The following is a 17,353-nucleotide window of genomic DNA, read 5'->3' on the forward strand; positions in this document are numbered from 1 at the left end:
ATTACTCGACTTTCCCGAGTGCTTCTGAGACGAGCTTCAAGTAGTCGTCGATCGTGTATTCGATCGAGAGCGGTGACGGTGTCCCGGCAGCCGCGAGTGGCGTGTTGTCTTCGATCATGACGACCGATCCGCGCTCGATAGCCGGTACTTTGCTATAGAGCGGGTCAGCTTGAAGTGCTTTCAACGTCTCTTCGTTGCCGTAAGCGACGAAGATGTCGACATCGTTCAAGATGTCAGCGTTCTCTGAGCTGAGTTCGAGGTAGAAGCTGTTCTCATCTTTAATTTGATCTGTGATGTTTTTTGGGTATTCCATGCCGAGCTCTTCGATGAAGGCGCCACGTGGGTCACCTGTCGTGTAAATATAGAATTTTGAAAGGTCATCCGGGCTGAGCGCGATGAAGGCCGCTTTCTTGCCAGCCATGCCTGGTACTTCAGCAGCTTTATCAGCGATGAGTTTCTCTGTGTCTTCGATCAACTGTTTGCCTTCTGCTTCCATGCCCATGGCGATCGAGTCGTAGAGGACTGTGTCCTGCCATGATGACACCCAAGGCGTTTCTTGGTAAGCGACGACCGGTGCGATCTCGCTCAACGTGTCGTAGTCTTCTTGTGTGATGCCTGAGTAGGCAGCCAAGATGACGTCCGGCTGTGAGTCAGCGATCGCTTCGAAGTCGAGACCGTCTGTGTCTTGGTAAATGTTCGGGTTTTCTTCCCCAAGGTCTTTTAGCTTCTCAGCCGTCCATGGCAACATGCCGCTGCCGTCTTGGACACCGTAGTTCGCAGCCGAGAAACCGACTGGGACGACGTCAAGCGCAAGGGCGACGTCTTGGTTCGACCAAGCAATTGTTGCGACGCGTTCCGGTTTCTTGTCGATGACCGTCTCGCCTAACGCATGTTTAATCGTGATCGGATAGCCTTCTGCCGTTTCGGCAGACTCATCTGTCGTGGCCGCATCTTCATTGTTCGAGCCGCATCCTGCGAGCACGAGCACGAAAGCAGACATGATGATGAACATATGTAGCAATTTCTTGTAACTTTTCATGTTCGAATCCCCTTTTCCTATGACAATGCCTTTATAACGACATTGATAATCATTATCATTTATGAGTATAGGATGAACGGCTTGACGTTGTCAACGTGAAGTTTAAGGAATTCATAAGTTGTTCCATTGAAGAAACTAAAAAACCTGCTCTTCTCCATCTACAGAGAAGGCAGGCTCAAGTCAAAATCGTTCTTTTAGAGCGGTTTCCCAAACTCGGGGCGGCCTTCCTCATTCCATATAAACACTTGGGCCCGCGCATGACGATTCGGATCGTACAGTGGATCACCTTCGATCTCTGTATACGTCCGTGCATGGTAAACGATGACGTCTTCACCGTTCTCGTTCACCGTGAAGCTATTGTGTCCGGGCCCGAATTGATTGACTGCTTCATTCGTTTGGAACACCGGCCGAAACGCTTTCGACCATGACGCCGGGTTCAACACATCAGATTCGCTTGATGCACACAACATGCCCAAACAGTAATTCTCATCGGTCGCACTCGCAGAGTACGTGATAAAGATGTGGCCGTTCCGCTTCAATACTGCTGCTCCCTCATTGACGAGGAAACCACGAGTCTCCCAATCATACTCCGGCTTCGTCAGCATGACTTGCGGTAATTTGATGGTCCATGGATTTTCCAGTTCGGCGATATATAAATTTGAGTTCCCGTCGATGGCGGGATCTTTTTGCGCCCACACAAGATAATGTACGTCTTTATGTTCAAATACGGTCGCATCAAGGGCGAACGAATCCCATTCGGTCTGGACTTGACCTTTTTCGACCCATTCCCCGTCAAGCGGGTTCGCCGATTCGTTCTCTAACACGAACATGCGGTGGTCGAACAAACCATTGACGATGTCACGTGACTTCGCGGCAGCAAAGTATATATACCATTTACCGTGAATGTGATGTAGCTCAGGCGCCCAAATTAAGTCGCTCATCGGGCCCGTCTCATGCTTCACCCATGCGGTCACCGGCTCGGCCGTCTTAAGCGCTTGAAGTGATTTAGCCCGACGTAGCTCAATCAAGTCATATTCAGGCACTGACGCCGTGAAGTAGTAATAGCCATCGGTATGCAAATACACCCACGGGTCGGCCCGTTGTTCTAAAATCAAATGTCGATCTTCTACTTGCTTCATCGTACAGCCTCCTCGTCACGAATCGGTCGGCCGAACACTGGGCCGACTTCATCCCACATGAACGGTTGGACACGCGTATGTCGGTTCGGGTCCCATAGCGGGTCCCCTTCAATCTCTTTGTAGTTGCGGGCGTGATAGACGAGGATGTCCGTCCCGTCATCTAGCGTCGTAAAACTGTTGTGACCCGGTCCGTACTGGCTTGCCGTTTCATCGGTTCCGAAGACCGGTTCGGGATGTTTCGTCCAACTCGCCGCGTCCAATAGAGTACTCGTCTCCTCGGCGCGCAGTAGACCCATGCAGTAGTTGTGGTCCGTCGCACTCGCAGAGAACGTGATGTAAATGTGACCATTCCGCTTCAACACGGCGGGTCCTTCGTTCACAAGGAACCCGACCTTCTCCCAGTCATACTCCGGAGTCGCAATCATCGTCTGTGGACCCGTGAGCGTCCACGGGTTCTCCATCTCCGAGATGTAAAGGTTCGAGTTGCCGTCGATTGCCGGGTCTTTTTGCGCCCATACATAATAGAGACGTCCCTCGTGCTCGAACGTCGTCGCATCAAGGGAAAACGACTCGCACCATGTCCGGACTTGCCCTTTCTCGACCCATTCGCCTTCTAACGGATTCGATGAGCTATTCTCGAGCACGTACATCCGATGATCGAAAATGTCATCTTCCCGCGCGGCCGCGAAATAAAGGTACCATTTCCCATGGATGTGATGTAGTTCCGGAGCCCAAATATTAGCGCTCATGATTCCTGTCTCATGCTTGTTCCAAACGACTCGTTCTTCCGCCTCTGTCAAGCCTGCGAGCGTTTTCGCTCGACGGAGCGGAATGCCAGTGAAGTCAGGCAATGAGGCCGTGAAATAATAATAGCCATCTGTATGGCGTGTGATCCATGGGTCCGCCCGTTGTTCAACTAACGGATTCGTGATCGTCTCTCTCATAAAGAACGCTCCCCTACCTCAGATTGTGTTCGGTTCAAGCTCATATGTTTCAATAACGTATGTCGTTCTCTCAAGCGGTATGCCTCTCTCCGACTGCTCGCTAACAGAAGTGAGGAGACCCCGATCTCTTCGGGTCGAAGCGGCGCCTGTAACGCGCGGAAGATGTGTTCGAGCTCTTCCCGTGTCGGCATCTGTTCGGCCCACGTCCGTAACGAGTCCGGTGTGTTGGGCCAGTCGAGCATCGTCGTTTTATACGTATCGATGAGCTCCATCGTGGCGATGGCGACTTTCGTTCCATGAAGGACCGCCGGACGATGGTTGGCGATAAAGTCCATCTCCCAATAATGGGACAAGTGATGTTCACCGCCGGAAGCTGGATGTGAATGCCCAAAAATCAACATGGCGATCCCCGACAACAGTAGGGACTCCATCAGTTGCTCCAACCCGTCCGCGTCTCGTTCATAGATGGCAGGCAAGGTGTCCACACACGATTGTAACGCCTGTTCTGTCAGCGATGCGGCGACCGGACAAAACGGTTCACCACCGTCAAACGCTCCAAACCGCCAGTCCAACAAGGACGTGTACTTCCCAAGCATATCGCCGACCCCTGCTGCAATCAATGCATCGGGTGCCTTCCGAATCACCTGGTTCGGGACGAATACCGCAATCGGAGAAACGAGTTGGTACGTGATTTTTTTGCCTCTTACAATGAGCGGCGCCCCTTTTGACGTAAAACCATCCACTGATGGTGCGGTCGGCACCGAGATGAATGGCACTTTCGTTTTGGCCGCACAGAAGCGGGTGACATCGTGAATCGTACCTGCTCCTAGCGTAATGAGCGCGTCTACGGTTGCCTCTTGGGCAAGCAACACTTGAACGACCGAGCGTTCATTCGCCAAGACGTCACCTTGCTCGTCCGCTTGGAGCGAAACGAGCGACACATCGACTCCGATTTTCATCAAGGCTTCTCGTAGCGGGAGAAACCCGACGCGCTCGGTATTGGCGTCGGCGACAACAAGGACACTTGTCCATCCTTTTTCTTGTACAAATGCGGCCAATTCGTCCCAGACGTAATCTGACGCGACCATCCGTTCAATCGTGATCGCGTGATGGGGATTCCCGCAATCACAAGCTTGTACGTGTTCGTTAATCTGTTCGAGGTTCATCGGCTGACTCCTGTCTCGACACGGTACGTCGTTTGCCAGCGGTACGTGTCTCCCGCCTTCAAACGAATCGACGGGAACGTCTCATGGTGCACCGCATCAGGGAGGTTTTGCGGTTCAAGACAGACGCCGTAGTAACGTCTCGACATCCCTTCACGCAATGAAGTCGTCTCGTTCATCTGATTCCCCGAATAGAGGACGATGGCAGGGGCGGTCGTCGACAACGTCAACTCACGCTGTGACTCTCGGTCATACAATCTCGCTTCACGTCGATCAGTGAAAATAAACGGATGATCGTAGCCGTTGACCAATTCATTTTGCGGATGTGTCGAAGCGACACCATCGGACAAGGCGCGATCTGTCCGGAAGTCGAACGGTGTACCGTCCACTTCAAGCAAGCGTCCCGTCGGAATCAAATCGTCTCGCAGTTCAGCGAATGCGCTAGCCGATAACGTGATTTCGTGGTTCAAAATATCACGCTCGCCCCCACTCAAGTTGAAATACGTATGGTTCGTCAAGTCGCACACCGTGTCTTCGTCTGATGTCGCTTCGTACATGATGGTGACACCACGGTCGACCAGTTCGAACGTGGCGCGGACATCGAGCGTGCCACCATACCCGTTCGCTCCGTCCGGACTGACGCAATGAAGCGTCACACGGTCGGACGTCCTCTGTTCGACCGTCCAGACGCGACGGTGTAAACCATCCCCGCCGTGCAGATGATGCATTCCATCATTCGCGGGTAAGCGATAGGTCGTGCCGTCAAAGTCGAACGTGCTGTTGTCGATCCGTCCGGCAACTCGACCGATTGTCGCTCCTAAATAATACGTGTCCTTCATGTATTCCTCGACCGTGTCGTATGACAAGATGATGTTTTTCCAACCCTCGTCTTGAATCGAGAATTCTTGCAACGTCGCACCGTAAGTCAATATGTTCAAGCGACACGAGTCATTTTCGAGTACGATTGTTGACTCTGTTTGCTGCTTCATGACATCTACTCCTTTTTACCAAACGTTCAATGGGCAGTGCTTCGTCGCGAGTCTGGCCCGATATGAGACGTAGCACCCACATTTTAAACAAGTGTCTTGTTGGCGGAACGGACAAGCCGCACAATGCGTGAGTCGTGCCTCATATTCGGCATCTGGGACTTGGTCCATGACTTCCGCATCGATGGTTAACAGCCAGTCCGTATCCGTTTCCTGAGGAAGACATGTCCGGCATCGTCGCGTCTCCACCACTGTCATCTCAGCGGACCGCGATCGTGATGACGCTCATCGCCGGGACGTCGAAAACGAGCTTCCCGTCTTCCGTGACAGTCACGTCATGATTGCGTGGTGAGACGAAATCCGGCTGTTCGAACGTGTTATGGGCGTTCAAGTGGTCCGCCGTCAAGATTCGGGCCGACACGTCAGAGATGGCGCCGATGCCCCGTAAATCGATTTCGACCGTATCGCCTTGCTCATGGTCGAGTTGGCACAGGCTGATATGGAGCACCCCGTCCGCATTTCGCGAAGCAGTGGCGTTCACCGCCGGGATGGCTTCATCTTTGGCCACATAGTTACGTGTATGCGCGGCGAGTTCGACGCGCTCTGCGTCTTGGTGGACACTGTACATCTCGAACACATGATACGTCGGCGTGAGGATGAACTGGTCTCCTTCTGTCAAAATCATCGCCTGCAACACGTTGATCATTTGGGCGATGTTCGCCATATGGACGCGGTCGTTATGGTTATGGAAGATGTTGAAATGGATTGCAGCCACGAGTGCATCCCGAATCGAGTTTTGTTGATACAAGAAACCTGGGTTCGTCCCTGGCTCGACATCGAACCAAGTGCCCCACTCGTCTACAATCAACCCGACGCGTTTCTCCGGGTCATACTGGTCCATGATTTGGCCGTGCTTCGTGATCAACTCATCCATATGGAGAGCGCGCTTCAATGTGATGAACCATTCGTCCTCCGTGAAATCGAGGGCTGATCCTTTGCCCAACCAGAAGTCGCCGGGGATCGTGTAGTAATGGAGACTGAGTCCATCCATCATCGTCCCTGCTTCCCGCATGAGGACCTCTGTCCATTTATAGTCATCGATATTCGCTCCGCCAGCAATTTTATAGAGTTTGTTGCCGTCATAGTTGCGGACGTACGTCTGGTAGCGGCGATACAGATCCGCATAGTATTCCGGGCGCATGTTTCCGCCGCAGCCCCAGTTTTCATTCCCGACACCGAAGTAGGTGAGTTCCCACGGCTCAGTCCGACCGTTCTCTTGACGCCAGTTCGACATCGGTGACTCGCCGCCGAACGTCATGTATTCCACCCATTCCGACATTTCTTGGACCGTCCCACTTCCGACATTCCCGCAGATGTATGGCTCACACTCGAGTAGTTCACAGAGGCGCATGAATTCATGGGTGCCGAAATGATTGTTTTCGACGACCCCGCCCCAGTGCGTATTGACCATCCGTTTACGATTCTCGTTTGGACCGACTCCGTCCTTCCAGTGGTACTCGTCGGCAAAACAGCCACCCGGCCAGCGGAGAACGGGAATATTCAATTTTTTCAGGGCAGCGAGCACGTCATTTCGAATGCCGTCGGTGTTTGGAATCGGGGAGTCAGGACCGACCCAGAGGCCTTCATAAATACAACGACCTAAATGTTCAGCAAAGTGCCCATAAATGTGCTTGCTGATTTTCCCTTTCGATAAGTCGGCATTGACGATGATCTGCGTCGTTCCTGTCGCCTTGTGCATCGGTTTAATGAGTTGGTTGTTCATTGTCTCTCCTCCATGAAGAAGGGCCATCAAAGTGGCCCTTTAGATTATGGTCGATAGTAAAGTTCGTTCCACCGTAGCTCGTTGTTGAACTGGACCGTCTCGGTCTTGGCGTCGATGACTGCGATTTCAACGTCGAGCAGTTCCGCAAAATCACGCAATTGATCGGTCGTCACTTCATAGGAGTAACATGTATGGTGCGCGCCGCCGGCTTGAATCCAGTTTTCGACCGCTTGCGCCATCGAAGGCTCTGTTTTCCAAAGAACGCGGGCGACCGGTAAGTTCGGCATCGCTTCTTCCGGCTGGATACCTTCAACTGTATTGACGAGAAGACGGAAGCGATGTCCGAGATCGATGATACTCGCATTCAACGCCTTGCCGCTCTGTCCTTCAAAGACGATACGTGCCGGTGCTTCCCGGTCACCGATCCCGAGCGGATGGACTTCGATTCTTGGTTTATCGACAGCAATCGTCGGACAAATCTCAAGCATGTGGGCACCGAGCACCATTTCGTTACCCGGTTCAAAGTGGTACGTATAATCTTCCATGAACGACGTCCGCTCGTTGTTCGCCATAATTTTCATGAGACGGACCAACGCCGCCGTTTTCCAGTCGCCTTCTCCAGCAAAGCCATACCCTTGTTCCATCAAGCGTTGGACGGCAAGACCTGGCAACTGCTTCATGCCATGCAAGTCTTCAAACGTCGTCGTGAAGGCGCTATAGCCGCCTGCCTCGAGGAAGGCTTTCATCCCAAGCTCGATGCGACCTTGATAACGGACGGATGCGAGGAATTCATCTTCAGCCATCCCTTTATTCGCGAGCTCATAGCGAGACGCGTATTCATTCATTAACGCATCGAGGTCAGCGTCTGTCACGGCGTCCATATATGTGACGAGATCGCCGACCCCATACCCGTCCACCGTCCAGCCGAGGCGAATCTGCGCTTCGACTTTATCGCCTTCTGTCACAGCGACGTTACGCATGTTGTCACCAAAACGCGCCACTTTTAACACCTTACTCTCCGCCAACGCATGCGCGACTTTCATCCAATTCGCCATCTTGCCGCGTGTCGCCTCATCTTGCCAATGGCCGACGATCACTTTGCGTTTGACGTTCATGCGACTCGTGATAAAGCCGTGCTCCCGGTCGCCATGTGCCGATTGGTTCAAGTTCATGAAATCCATATCGATTTCATCCCACGGGATATCGCGATTGAACTGTGTCCCGAAATGGAGCAACGGTTTTTGCAGGACACGCATGCCACTGATCCACATTTTCGATGGCGAGAACGTGTGCATCCAAGTGATGACACCCGCACACGAGTCGTCCGCGTTCGCTTTTAACATCATCTGACGAATTTCTTCTGAATTTTTAACGACGCCTTTAAATACGACTCGATCCTTGAATGCGTCGTCCGCATCAAGACCGACCACCATGTCTTTTGAGTTTTGTTCAACTTGTCGGAGCACGTCTTCGCCGTAAAGCATTTGGCTTCCTGTCACGAACCAAAATTCGTATGTTTTCGCTGTCAACATTCAAAGTCCCCCTAATATCAAGGCGAGTGACGGTCATTTTTGGCCGTAGTATGCGTTCGCCCCGTGTTTTCGCAAATAATGTTTATCTAATACGCTCTGTTTAATCGGTGTCAGGCCTGGATTTAAATTCAAGGCATGAAGGCCCATCTTCGCGACTTCTTCGAGGACGACCGCGTTATGGACGGCTTCATCCGCGTCTTTGCCCCAGCAAAACGGTGCGTGGTTCGCCACGAGCACACCGGGTACGGCGACTGCTTCAAGCATTAACTCATCAAGCGTTTCCAAGATGACATGTCCCGTCTCGAGTTCATACGCCGTTTCGATTTCCTCGTCTGTCAATTCACGGGTGCATGGGATCTCGCCATAAAAATAATCGGCATGTGTCGTTCCAAACGCCGGGATGGCCCGCTTCGCCTGTGCCCAACTTGTCGCCCATGGCGAATGTGTGTGCACGACACCACCGATCTCAGGGAGAGACCGGTAGAGCGCGAGATGGGTCGGTGTGTCTGATGAGGGACGCAGTTCACCTTCGACGATGTTACCTTCGAGATCGACGACGACCATATCCTCCACGGTCAATCGTTCGTACGGAACGCCGCTCGGTTTGATGACGACCAAGCCGGCGTTGCGGTCGATGCCACTGACGTTGCCCCAGGTGAACGTGACCAAACCGTGCTTCGGAAGAGCCAAGTTCGCTTGTAACACTTCTTCTTTCAAGCGACGGCTTACCATACAGGCTCCTCCTTCACACGTGAGGCTTCAGCTTTTATTTTTTTCAAACGTTTCATCACGTCATTCTCGCCGCGACCGAAGTAATCGTATAGTTTCGTATATTCGGCGAACAAAGCGTCATACGTCGCGACGTTTTCCAAGATCGGCTTATACGTCTCTTCTTTGACGCGGCCCATCTTCGCTGCAGCTTCTTTGATCGTGGCATAACCTCCCCGCTCCACGCCGGCAGCTACTGCTCCGAACATGGCGGAGCCTAGAGCTGGTGTTTGTGAAGAGGCTGAGATTTTGATCTCCATGTTCAAGACGTCCGCATAAATTTGCATCATAAGTGCGTTCTTTTCGGCAATCCCACCTGCGGCATATACTTCATGCACGGGGACGCCGCTGTTGCGGAACGCTTCCACGATCGTCCGCGTCCCGTATGCTGTCGCTTCGATTAACGCCCGATAGATGTCTTCCGGCTTCGTGAGCAATGTCGCTCCGAGAAGGACACCCGTCAAATTCGTATCGACGAGCGTTGACCGGTTTCCGTTCCACCAGTCGAGAGCAACGAGTCCACTCTCACCGACACGTTGACGGGCTGCTTTCTCCGTCAACAGCTGATGGATACCGATACCTTTCAAGGCGGCCTCTTCCACGTAATGCCCTGGGACACATGTCTCGGTGAACCATTCAAAATGGTCCCCGACACACGATTGACCAGCTTCATAGCCCATCAAGCCTGGAATGACACCGTCTTCGACGACGCCGCACATGCCTGGGACGACTTGTTCATCTTCACCGAGCAGGATGTGGCACGTCGATGTGCCCATGACCATCAACATCTTGCCAGGTTCTGCAATCCCGACGGCCGGCACCGCCACGTGGGCGTCGACGTTCGCAACCGCGACGGCCGTGCCCGGAAGGAGTCCGATGCGCGCGGCAAACGCTTCTGTCAGTTCGCCTGCTTTGGCTCCAATCGGCGCGATGTCACGCGATAGTTTCTCTTCGACGACGTTCTCCAACCGAGGGTCAAGCGCTTTGAAGAACTCGTTTGACGGATAGCCGTCTTGTTTATGCCACATGGCTTTATATCCAGCTGTACAACTGTTTCGAACGACACGGCCCGTCATCTGAGAGACGACCCAATCCGTCGCTTCAAGAATCTGATCTGCTTCCTCATAAATCGCCGGGGCCTCGTTCAAGATTTGCCACACTTTCGGGATCATCCATTCCGATGAGATTTTACCGCCGTATCGTTTCAAGAAATCCTCGTCCCGCTCGGCCGCGATGCGGTTCAACTCATCCGCCTCGTCCTGAGCGGCGTGGTGCTTCCAAAGCTTCACGTAGCTGTGTGGATTCTGTTGATGTTCCTCACGGAAACAAAGTGGATTCAAATGTTCGTCTATCGGTAAGATCGTGCATGCGGTAAAGTCGATGCCGAGCCCTATGACTTGCTCCGGCGTGATCCCTGCCTCTTTCACGACGGCCGGGATGGTGATTTCCAGTACTTCTAAATAGTCTTGTGGATGTTGGAGCGCCCAATCATGCTCGAGACGGGTCGCCCCGTCCGGTAAATATTCATCCATCACGCCGTGTGTGTACGGTTTGACCGCTGTCGCCACTTCTCGACCTGTCGCTACGTCGACGAGGACCGCGCGTCCTGATTGCGTCCCATAGTCGACACCGATTGTATAATTGGTCATATTCATCACCCTACCTCCAAAAGAATACGCTTACATAAAGGATGAAAAAAATAAAGTGTGTGGGCACTCCTCTCCCTTTCATCCGTACAACTATTCAAATAACGCGCTTGATTCATACAGAAAACAAAAAGATACAATCAAGTTGTACGTATAACTTACACCTTGATTGTATCAACTATTTTAAATTAATCAACTGTTTTCAACATTTCATTCGAACATTTTTGTAATGTTTCTGAGCAATTTGTGACATGCCGCTTAAAATGAATCGACAGAAGTTGTACGGATATTTATAACTTTTTGCCGATAAAGACATGACCTTGGTCAGACAATCCGGCAAATACGAGCGTCTCTCGCCAATTTTCCCAATCCCAGCCCGGTAACACATACCAAGTGATTCCTTCGGGACCGTAGAGCTTGATGCTCGCATCCGCCAGTTTTTCAAACCGTCCTCGTTCGCCATGCTCCGTCACGAACGTCCCGTCAGCCAGGAGTTCAATCTTACTCGAATGTAGGACGCCATGGTACGTCCGGTCCATGTAAATCCACTCCCACTCTCCGAAGAGTTCTTGCATCTCGACAGGACGTTCCGTTTCCCCGGCATATCGTTCCGGAGATACGAGCGGCCAGCCCGACTTCGTCCAGATGATTTTCCGGATATGCAGCTCGTGCCAATGCGGATCTTGCTCACCTCTGACGTGATGGACGAGATAATCATCGTCCCCGTCTTGTAAGACGGAGTTATGCCCAGGCCCGACCCAGCCCTCATTATCCCCGAACCGATAGCCGCCTAAAATCTTCATGCCAACTTGTTGCGGGTCGATCTCGAGGTCGGTCATGACGTTCCCATCAAAATCGACGTACGGTCCGGTGATCGAAGTCGATCGGGCCACACGGATGTGATAGTCCTTGAACAAGGAGTCGTAAGAGACGAACAAGTAGTAGTGACAATCTGTCTCTCGATAGACGATGTACGGTCCCTCGACCGCCCCTTCGACACGTTGATCTCGTTTCGCGATCAACGTCTCTTCACTCCCCGGACGTTTCTTCCCCGTCTCCGGGTCGACCGGGAACACGTACAGCCCACCGAAAAAACTACCGTAGACGAGCCACGGATCCCCATGCGCGTCGAACGTGATATTCGGGTCGATTGCATTCGGCCCCGACGTCCCGGCCTCACTTTTCACCACGAGCCCGTGATTCCGCCACGGTCCATCGATCGTTTCCGCGCTGGCGACACCGATATAAGAACGCGTCTGTCCGAACTGTGAAGCTGCATAATACATGACGTAGCGGCCACCCATGAATACGACTTCCGGCGCCCAAAGTCCCGGCGCACCGGTCCATTCCACAGCCTCGTGCGGAAGCTCTTCAAGCGCCAAGCCGACATATTCCCAGTGGATCAAGTCCCGCGAGCGACGCACTTGAATCCCGCCGTTGATTTGATGCCCATGGGCAGCGTCCGTCGAGAACACGTAATACCAGTCCCCGACTTTGATCGAGGCCGGGTCGTGGGCGTTGTGCGTGCCCCACATCGTTTCATTCGTCAATCGTTCCAACACATAGCGTTCTTCTCGGTTTGGACTGTTCAATTTTTGCATGGTCCCTCTTCTCCTCTTATCGTTTTTTGCCCCATACGGCGGTGCCATCCTCGCTCAGGCCAGTGAAGATGATTGTCGGTTCCCAAGTCTCCCAGTCCCAAGCCGCTCCGACTTGCGCCTCATACGTCTCCTGTCCGACTTGGACCTCGAGGACCGAATCATTCAATTCCCACGACCCGTCCCCGTCTTCGAGCGTTCCGCCTCGTTTCAACGTCAATACACTCGAGGTTTGCTGTCCGTCGTCAAACCGTGGGAACGTGATGACGTCCCAATCCCCGACCAGGTGCGTTTCGTCGACCTCGATATCGCTCTCCCCCGCATAGCGTTCGGGCGAGACGACCGGCCAACCGTCTTTCGTCCAATACACTTTCCGGACGTGCAGCTGTGACCAGTAGATATCTTCACTCGGCCGCGCCTGATGCAGCACGAACGTATCGGTCCCATCTTGTAAGAATGCGGAGTGACCGGTCCCGACGTATCCGTCATCTCCTTCGAAACGATACGGCCCAACGATTTTCATGCCCGTATCAAACGACTCATCCGATTCGTCTCGTAAGTCCCGGCCAACCGAATCGACGTACGGTCCCGCAATCGATTTCGAGCGACCGATCCGGACGTTGTACGTATCCTCCAACCATCCATACGACACCATCAAATAGTAATAGCCCGTCTCGCCGTTATATAAAATTTCTGGCCCTTCGATACCCATCGACATGTCTTTCCGCTTGGCGAGCAGTGTGCCTTCTGACGACTCATCCACTCGTTTTCCTGTGTCTGGGTCAATCTCCGTCAAAAAGATTCCGCCAAAGTACGAACCATACGTCATCCACCATTTGCCTTCCGCATCTTGCGTCACGTGAGGATCGATTGTATTGGCGACACCCCCGTCACCTTCTTTCGATGCGATGACGGCGCCCTCATCTTCCCAAGGTCCTTCAATCGTTGTCGCAGTCGCTAGCCCGATATACGACGTTCGACTCCCGACCCCTGAGACAGAATAGTATAAGTGGAATCGATCTCCGATTTTCGTGATCGCCGGGGCCCAAAATGTGTTCCCGCCGGCCCAAGCGAACGCCTCCTCAGACACTTGATCAAACACACGACCGACGAATTTCCAATGAACCAGGTCGGTCGATTTGCGGATTTGAATGCCGGGCGTCGGAGGACTTCCTACCATGTAATCCGTCGAAAAGACGTAATAGGTGTCTCCGTCTTTCAAAATCGCCCCGTCATGCGTGAAGTTCGTCGTCCACTCACGCTCTTTGTTGAGCACCTCCGGCGTCACATCGTCCACTTTCTTTTCAAACGGTGCTTTCGGGAGTGCTAAATCATTGATTGACGCACTCGTCGTCCGCCAGAAAAAGATTCCTCCGATTGCTACGGCGAGTAGTGTTAGCCATACCATCATTTTTCTCATGTTAAATCCCCTTTCTCCATCAAAAAGGCACCCGCCTTTTTAAAAGACGGGTGCCTCTGTCCTGTCACACCTCAGCCCTTCACACCAGAGATCGCAATCGACTCGATGATCTGTTTTTGGAAGATCATGAAGACGAGCAACATCGGGAGTAATGCCACGACAGACGCGGCCATGATTAACGGATAATCACTTTGAATTGCATAAGATGCGTTAAAGTTCGCGATGACAAGTTGAAGCGTCTGTTTCTCCGGCGAGTTCAAATAGAGAATCGGCCCAAGATAGTCGTTCCAAATTGCCATGAACCAAAGAATCAACTGCGCGGCCACGGCCGGCTTGATTAACGGGAAAATAATCTTGTAGAAGATTTGGAAGTACGAGCACCCATCAATCTTCGCTGCTTCGATAATCGAGTTCGGGATGCTGTTCAAAAATTGGCGCAAGAAGAAAATCATAAAGATGTTCCCGAATAACCCAGGCACAATTAACGGTAACAGCGTATCCACCCAGCCGATGCTCGAGAACATCATGAACTGGGGAATCATGAGCACCGGGTATGGGATCATGACAGAAGCGAACAAGAGAAGGAAGATTTTATTCTTGCCTCTGAAGTTCAACTTCGCGAAGGCGAACGCCGCCAAGCTTGACGTGAACGTCCCGACAATCGTGACGGATAATGCGACAATCAAACTGTTTGATATCCCTGACAACAGCGGACCCATACTCCAAATTTCCGTGTATTTACTAAACGAAATATCAGTCGGGATCCATACCGGCGGGAGCGCGAATACATCTTCTTTTGATTTTAGTGACGTCGACACCATCCAGAGCAGCGGCGCGATCATGACGACCGCTCCGATGGATAGGAAGATAAAAATGAAGAAATCCGTGATCCGATCCTTCTTCTTCACCGACATCGTTTCCACGTTCTCTTTTTTCCGTGAGAGAGCTAATTGCATGGTTATTCTCCTTTCCTATACGCGAATCGCTCAATCAAGATCGAACGATGATTTTTCATTCATCCGGAATTGGAGCAACGTGACGATGAAAATGAAGAGCCCAAGGACGAGCGCCATCGCCGAAGCGTAACCGAGTTGGAAGTTCCCGAACGATTTTTGCCAAATATAGAAGACCGCAGAGGCAGACGAGTACTCCGGACCCCCGGTTGGTGTCATGACGTTGATTTCCGTGAAAATTTGCGCTCCACCGATGATGTTCGTCACGATGATGAAGAACGTGACCGGTTTGACCATCGGAAGCGTGATGTGCCAAAAGCTTTGCCAAGCGTTAGCTCCATCCAGTTTTGCCGCTTCATAAAATGATTTCGGAACACTTTGGAGCGCCGCCAAATAAAGGAGCATCGTATAGCCGAGCCCTTTCCAAATTGCCATGAGGATAAGCGCCGGCTTGACGGTATCCGTATTTTGGAGCCAGTTCGGCCCATCGATGCCGATCAAAGCCAAAAATTGGTTCACCAATCCGTAGTCTCCGTTGTACGCCCATTGCCATAAAATCGATACGGCGGCAATCGACGAAATGACGGGAATGTAGTAAATCACGCGGAAGGTATTCGTCCCAAAAATCCCTCGATTCAACGCAAGAGCGAGCATGAGCGCGAGGGCGATTCCAATCGGGATCCCAATCATCATAAAGAGCGTGTTGTACATCGATTTATAAAAATATTCATCTTGGAACAAGTTAACAAAGTTCTCAAACCCGATAAATTTCATTTGACCGAGACCGTTCCAATTCGTGAAGGCGCCGTAAACAGAGTACATCAACGGGACGAACGCGAAGAGGAAAAACCCAATGACCGGTGCCGCAACGAACAGATAGGCGTATCGCTGCTCTGTTCGATATAACTTAGAAATCGATTTTGTCTTCATTGTTCTTCCATCCTTTCAACGTCAGAGACGCGGGTGGCGAACATCGCCACCCCGTTTCGACTCTCTGATCAGTTCGCCTGTTTCTCTTGTTCGATCGCCGCATCGAGCAATTTCTGCATCTTCGGCTGCGCCGTCTTCACATAGTCTTCAACCGACGTTTTGCCGTCGAGGACAGGCTGGATGTTTTTGAAGAACTCGTCATACCATTCTGCCGTGTATGTTTTCTCAGCTGGGAAGCCGCGGCCATAGTCATTGATCAAATCAAGGAACTCTTGTTTGTTTTCTGGTTTGATCGACGTGTCAGCCGCCCAGTTGTCTGCAATTTCCATACTGTTCGGCAATTGGACTTGCGCATCTACGAGCGCCTGTTGTCCTTCTTGGTCGGCAGACAAGTACATGGCTAGTTCCGCTGCTTCTTCTTTATGTTTCGTCGTTGAACCGACACCGATTCCGAGCGAACCGACCCATCCTGATGCTTTACCCGTCGAACCGGCTGGCCACGGAAGTAAATCATACTCAAATTTCAGCTGTTCTTTAAATGCCGCCATGTCCCAAGGACCGACCGGGAAGAAGGCAAGTTGTCCTTTCAACCAACGTTGGTACGTGTCGAGCGTCTGTGTTTCCCCGATCGACGGTGTGATACCATGTTTCAACTGCTGGTCGACGAAGAACTGTAACGCTTCGATGAATTTCGGATCATCGATCGTCACTTTCGTGCCGTCCTCGTTGATCCAGTCCGCCCCATTGCTCCAAACGAACGGCTGAAGTGCCCAGTTTACGTTGAAGCCAGTGCCGTATTGATCCATTTTTCCGTCACCGTTCGTATCTTTCGTCAACTGTTTGGCAACGTCCACGAACTCATCCCATGTGTACGGTTTGTCTTTATCCGGAAGCGCAATGCCCGCGTCTTCGAACATCGTCTTGTTGTAGCCGAGTGCGAACGGTCCTAAATCTTTCGGCAGTCCGTAAATTGCGCCTTCTCCAAGCGTCTCACCATCGAAGCGATACTTGTCGACACCCTTCTCCCAAATATCGTCCAACTTGACGTCTTCTGAATTTTCAACCGCCTCTGTGATATCGAGTAGCACACCCGAGTTTACGTATGCTTTCACTTGGGCAGGATTATAGAAGAAGACGTCCGGAATCTTCCGACCCGCGATGGCCGACTTGAGTTTTGTATCGTACTGATCAGGGGCCGTCTGGACCATCGTCACCTTCACGTCTTTGTTGGCTTCTTCAAAACGTTTCACCGTCGCTTGATAGGCTTTTAACTCTTCTGGATTTCCACGGAACATAAATGTCAGTTCAACTTTTCCATCAGCGCCTGCCTCATCTCCCGAACAGCCGGCGAGCGCCAAAGAAGTTGTCATCAGTGCTGACATCGTTAACGCAAACATTTTTTTCGATTTACGATTCATTGTGAATTCCTCCATCACTTTATATTCATGTGCA

General features: G+C 51.9%; 15 protein-coding genes. All 15 read right to left on the bottom strand.

Features of this window, described 5'->3' with window-relative positions:
• Window position 1 precedes the first annotated feature (1 nt).
• Entirely contained in the window at window positions 2–1,039 is a 1,038-nt protein-coding gene (locus EVJ24_RS01590; protein ID WP_071398284.1) for an iron-siderophore ABC transporter substrate-binding protein, read from the bottom strand.
• A 194-nt stretch (window positions 1,040–1,233) separates the two neighbouring features.
• Complete coding sequence (locus tag EVJ24_RS01595) at window positions 1,234–2,178, bottom strand: glycoside hydrolase family 43 protein (RefSeq protein ID WP_071398286.1); 945 nt, start codon at window positions 2,176–2,178, stop codon at window positions 1,234–1,236.
• Window positions 2,175–3,122 (bottom strand): glycoside hydrolase family 43 protein, encoded by a 948-nt coding sequence (locus tag EVJ24_RS01600; protein ID WP_131439053.1) that lies wholly within the window; start codon window positions 3,120–3,122, stop codon window positions 2,175–2,177. The genes EVJ24_RS01595 and EVJ24_RS01600 overlap by 4 nt, the downstream gene beginning before the upstream one ends.
• Entirely contained in the window at window positions 3,119–4,288 is a 1,170-nt protein-coding gene (locus EVJ24_RS01605) for a sn-glycerol-1-phosphate dehydrogenase (protein WP_131439055.1), read from the bottom strand. Before EVJ24_RS01605 ends, EVJ24_RS01600 begins: the two co-directional genes overlap by 4 nt.
• On the bottom strand, window positions 4,285–5,274 hold the full coding sequence (locus tag EVJ24_RS01610; protein WP_131439057.1) for an aldose epimerase family protein: 990 nt from the start codon (window positions 5,272–5,274) through the stop codon (window positions 4,285–4,287). The genes EVJ24_RS01605 and EVJ24_RS01610 overlap by 4 nt, the downstream gene beginning before the upstream one ends.
• Before the next feature lie 15 nt (window positions 5,275–5,289).
• Complete coding sequence (locus EVJ24_RS01615) at window positions 5,290–5,520, bottom strand: DUF6171 family protein (RefSeq protein WP_131439059.1); 231 nt, start codon at window positions 5,518–5,520, stop codon at window positions 5,290–5,292.
• Between the two features lie 10 nt (window positions 5,521–5,530).
• On the bottom strand, window positions 5,531–7,030 hold the full coding sequence (locus EVJ24_RS01620; RefSeq protein WP_131439612.1) for an alpha-N-arabinofuranosidase: 1,500 nt from the start codon (window positions 7,028–7,030) through the stop codon (window positions 5,531–5,533).
• Window positions 7,031–7,098: 68 nt separating this feature from the next.
• Complete coding sequence (araA, locus tag EVJ24_RS01625; protein WP_131439062.1) at window positions 7,099–8,586, bottom strand: L-arabinose isomerase; 1,488 nt, start codon at window positions 8,584–8,586, stop codon at window positions 7,099–7,101.
• A 33-nt stretch (window positions 8,587–8,619) separates the two neighbouring features.
• A complete protein-coding gene (gene araD, locus EVJ24_RS01630) occupies window positions 8,620–9,318 on the bottom strand; it encodes an L-ribulose-5-phosphate 4-epimerase (RefSeq protein ID WP_071398291.1) in 699 nt (232 codons plus the stop codon).
• Complete coding sequence (gene araB, locus EVJ24_RS01635) at window positions 9,312–11,009, bottom strand: ribulokinase (protein ID WP_131439063.1); 1,698 nt, start codon at window positions 11,007–11,009, stop codon at window positions 9,312–9,314. Before araB ends, araD begins: the two co-directional genes overlap by 7 nt.
• 281 nt (window positions 11,010–11,290) lie before the next feature.
• Window positions 11,291–12,601 (bottom strand): arabinan endo-1,5-alpha-L-arabinosidase, encoded by a 1,311-nt coding sequence (locus tag EVJ24_RS01640; protein ID WP_131439064.1) that lies wholly within the window; start codon window positions 12,599–12,601, stop codon window positions 11,291–11,293.
• A gap of 16 nt (window positions 12,602–12,617) precedes the next feature.
• Window positions 12,618–14,018 (bottom strand): arabinan endo-1,5-alpha-L-arabinosidase, encoded by a 1,401-nt coding sequence (locus tag EVJ24_RS01645; RefSeq protein ID WP_131439066.1) that lies wholly within the window; start codon window positions 14,016–14,018, stop codon window positions 12,618–12,620.
• A gap of 71 nt (window positions 14,019–14,089) precedes the next feature.
• The gene (locus tag EVJ24_RS01650; RefSeq protein ID WP_084812969.1) at window positions 14,090–14,932 is read right to left on the bottom strand and encodes a carbohydrate ABC transporter permease; all 843 of its coding nucleotides are present in this window, start codon (window positions 14,930–14,932) and stop codon (window positions 14,090–14,092) included.
• A gap of 72 nt (window positions 14,933–15,004) precedes the next feature.
• Window positions 15,005–15,901 (bottom strand): carbohydrate ABC transporter permease, encoded by an 897-nt coding sequence (locus EVJ24_RS01655; protein ID WP_131439068.1) that lies wholly within the window; start codon window positions 15,899–15,901, stop codon window positions 15,005–15,007.
• Between the two features lie 68 nt (window positions 15,902–15,969).
• Entirely contained in the window at window positions 15,970–17,319 is a 1,350-nt protein-coding gene (locus EVJ24_RS01660; RefSeq protein WP_131439070.1) for an ABC transporter substrate-binding protein, read from the bottom strand.
• Between the last annotated feature and the right edge of the window lie 34 nt (window positions 17,320–17,353).

The sequence above is a fragment of the Exiguobacterium sp. SH1S21 genome (assembly GCF_004337175.1).
GTDB classification, from domain to species: Bacteria; Bacillota; Bacilli; order Exiguobacteriales; family Exiguobacteriaceae; genus Exiguobacterium; species Exiguobacterium aurantiacum_A.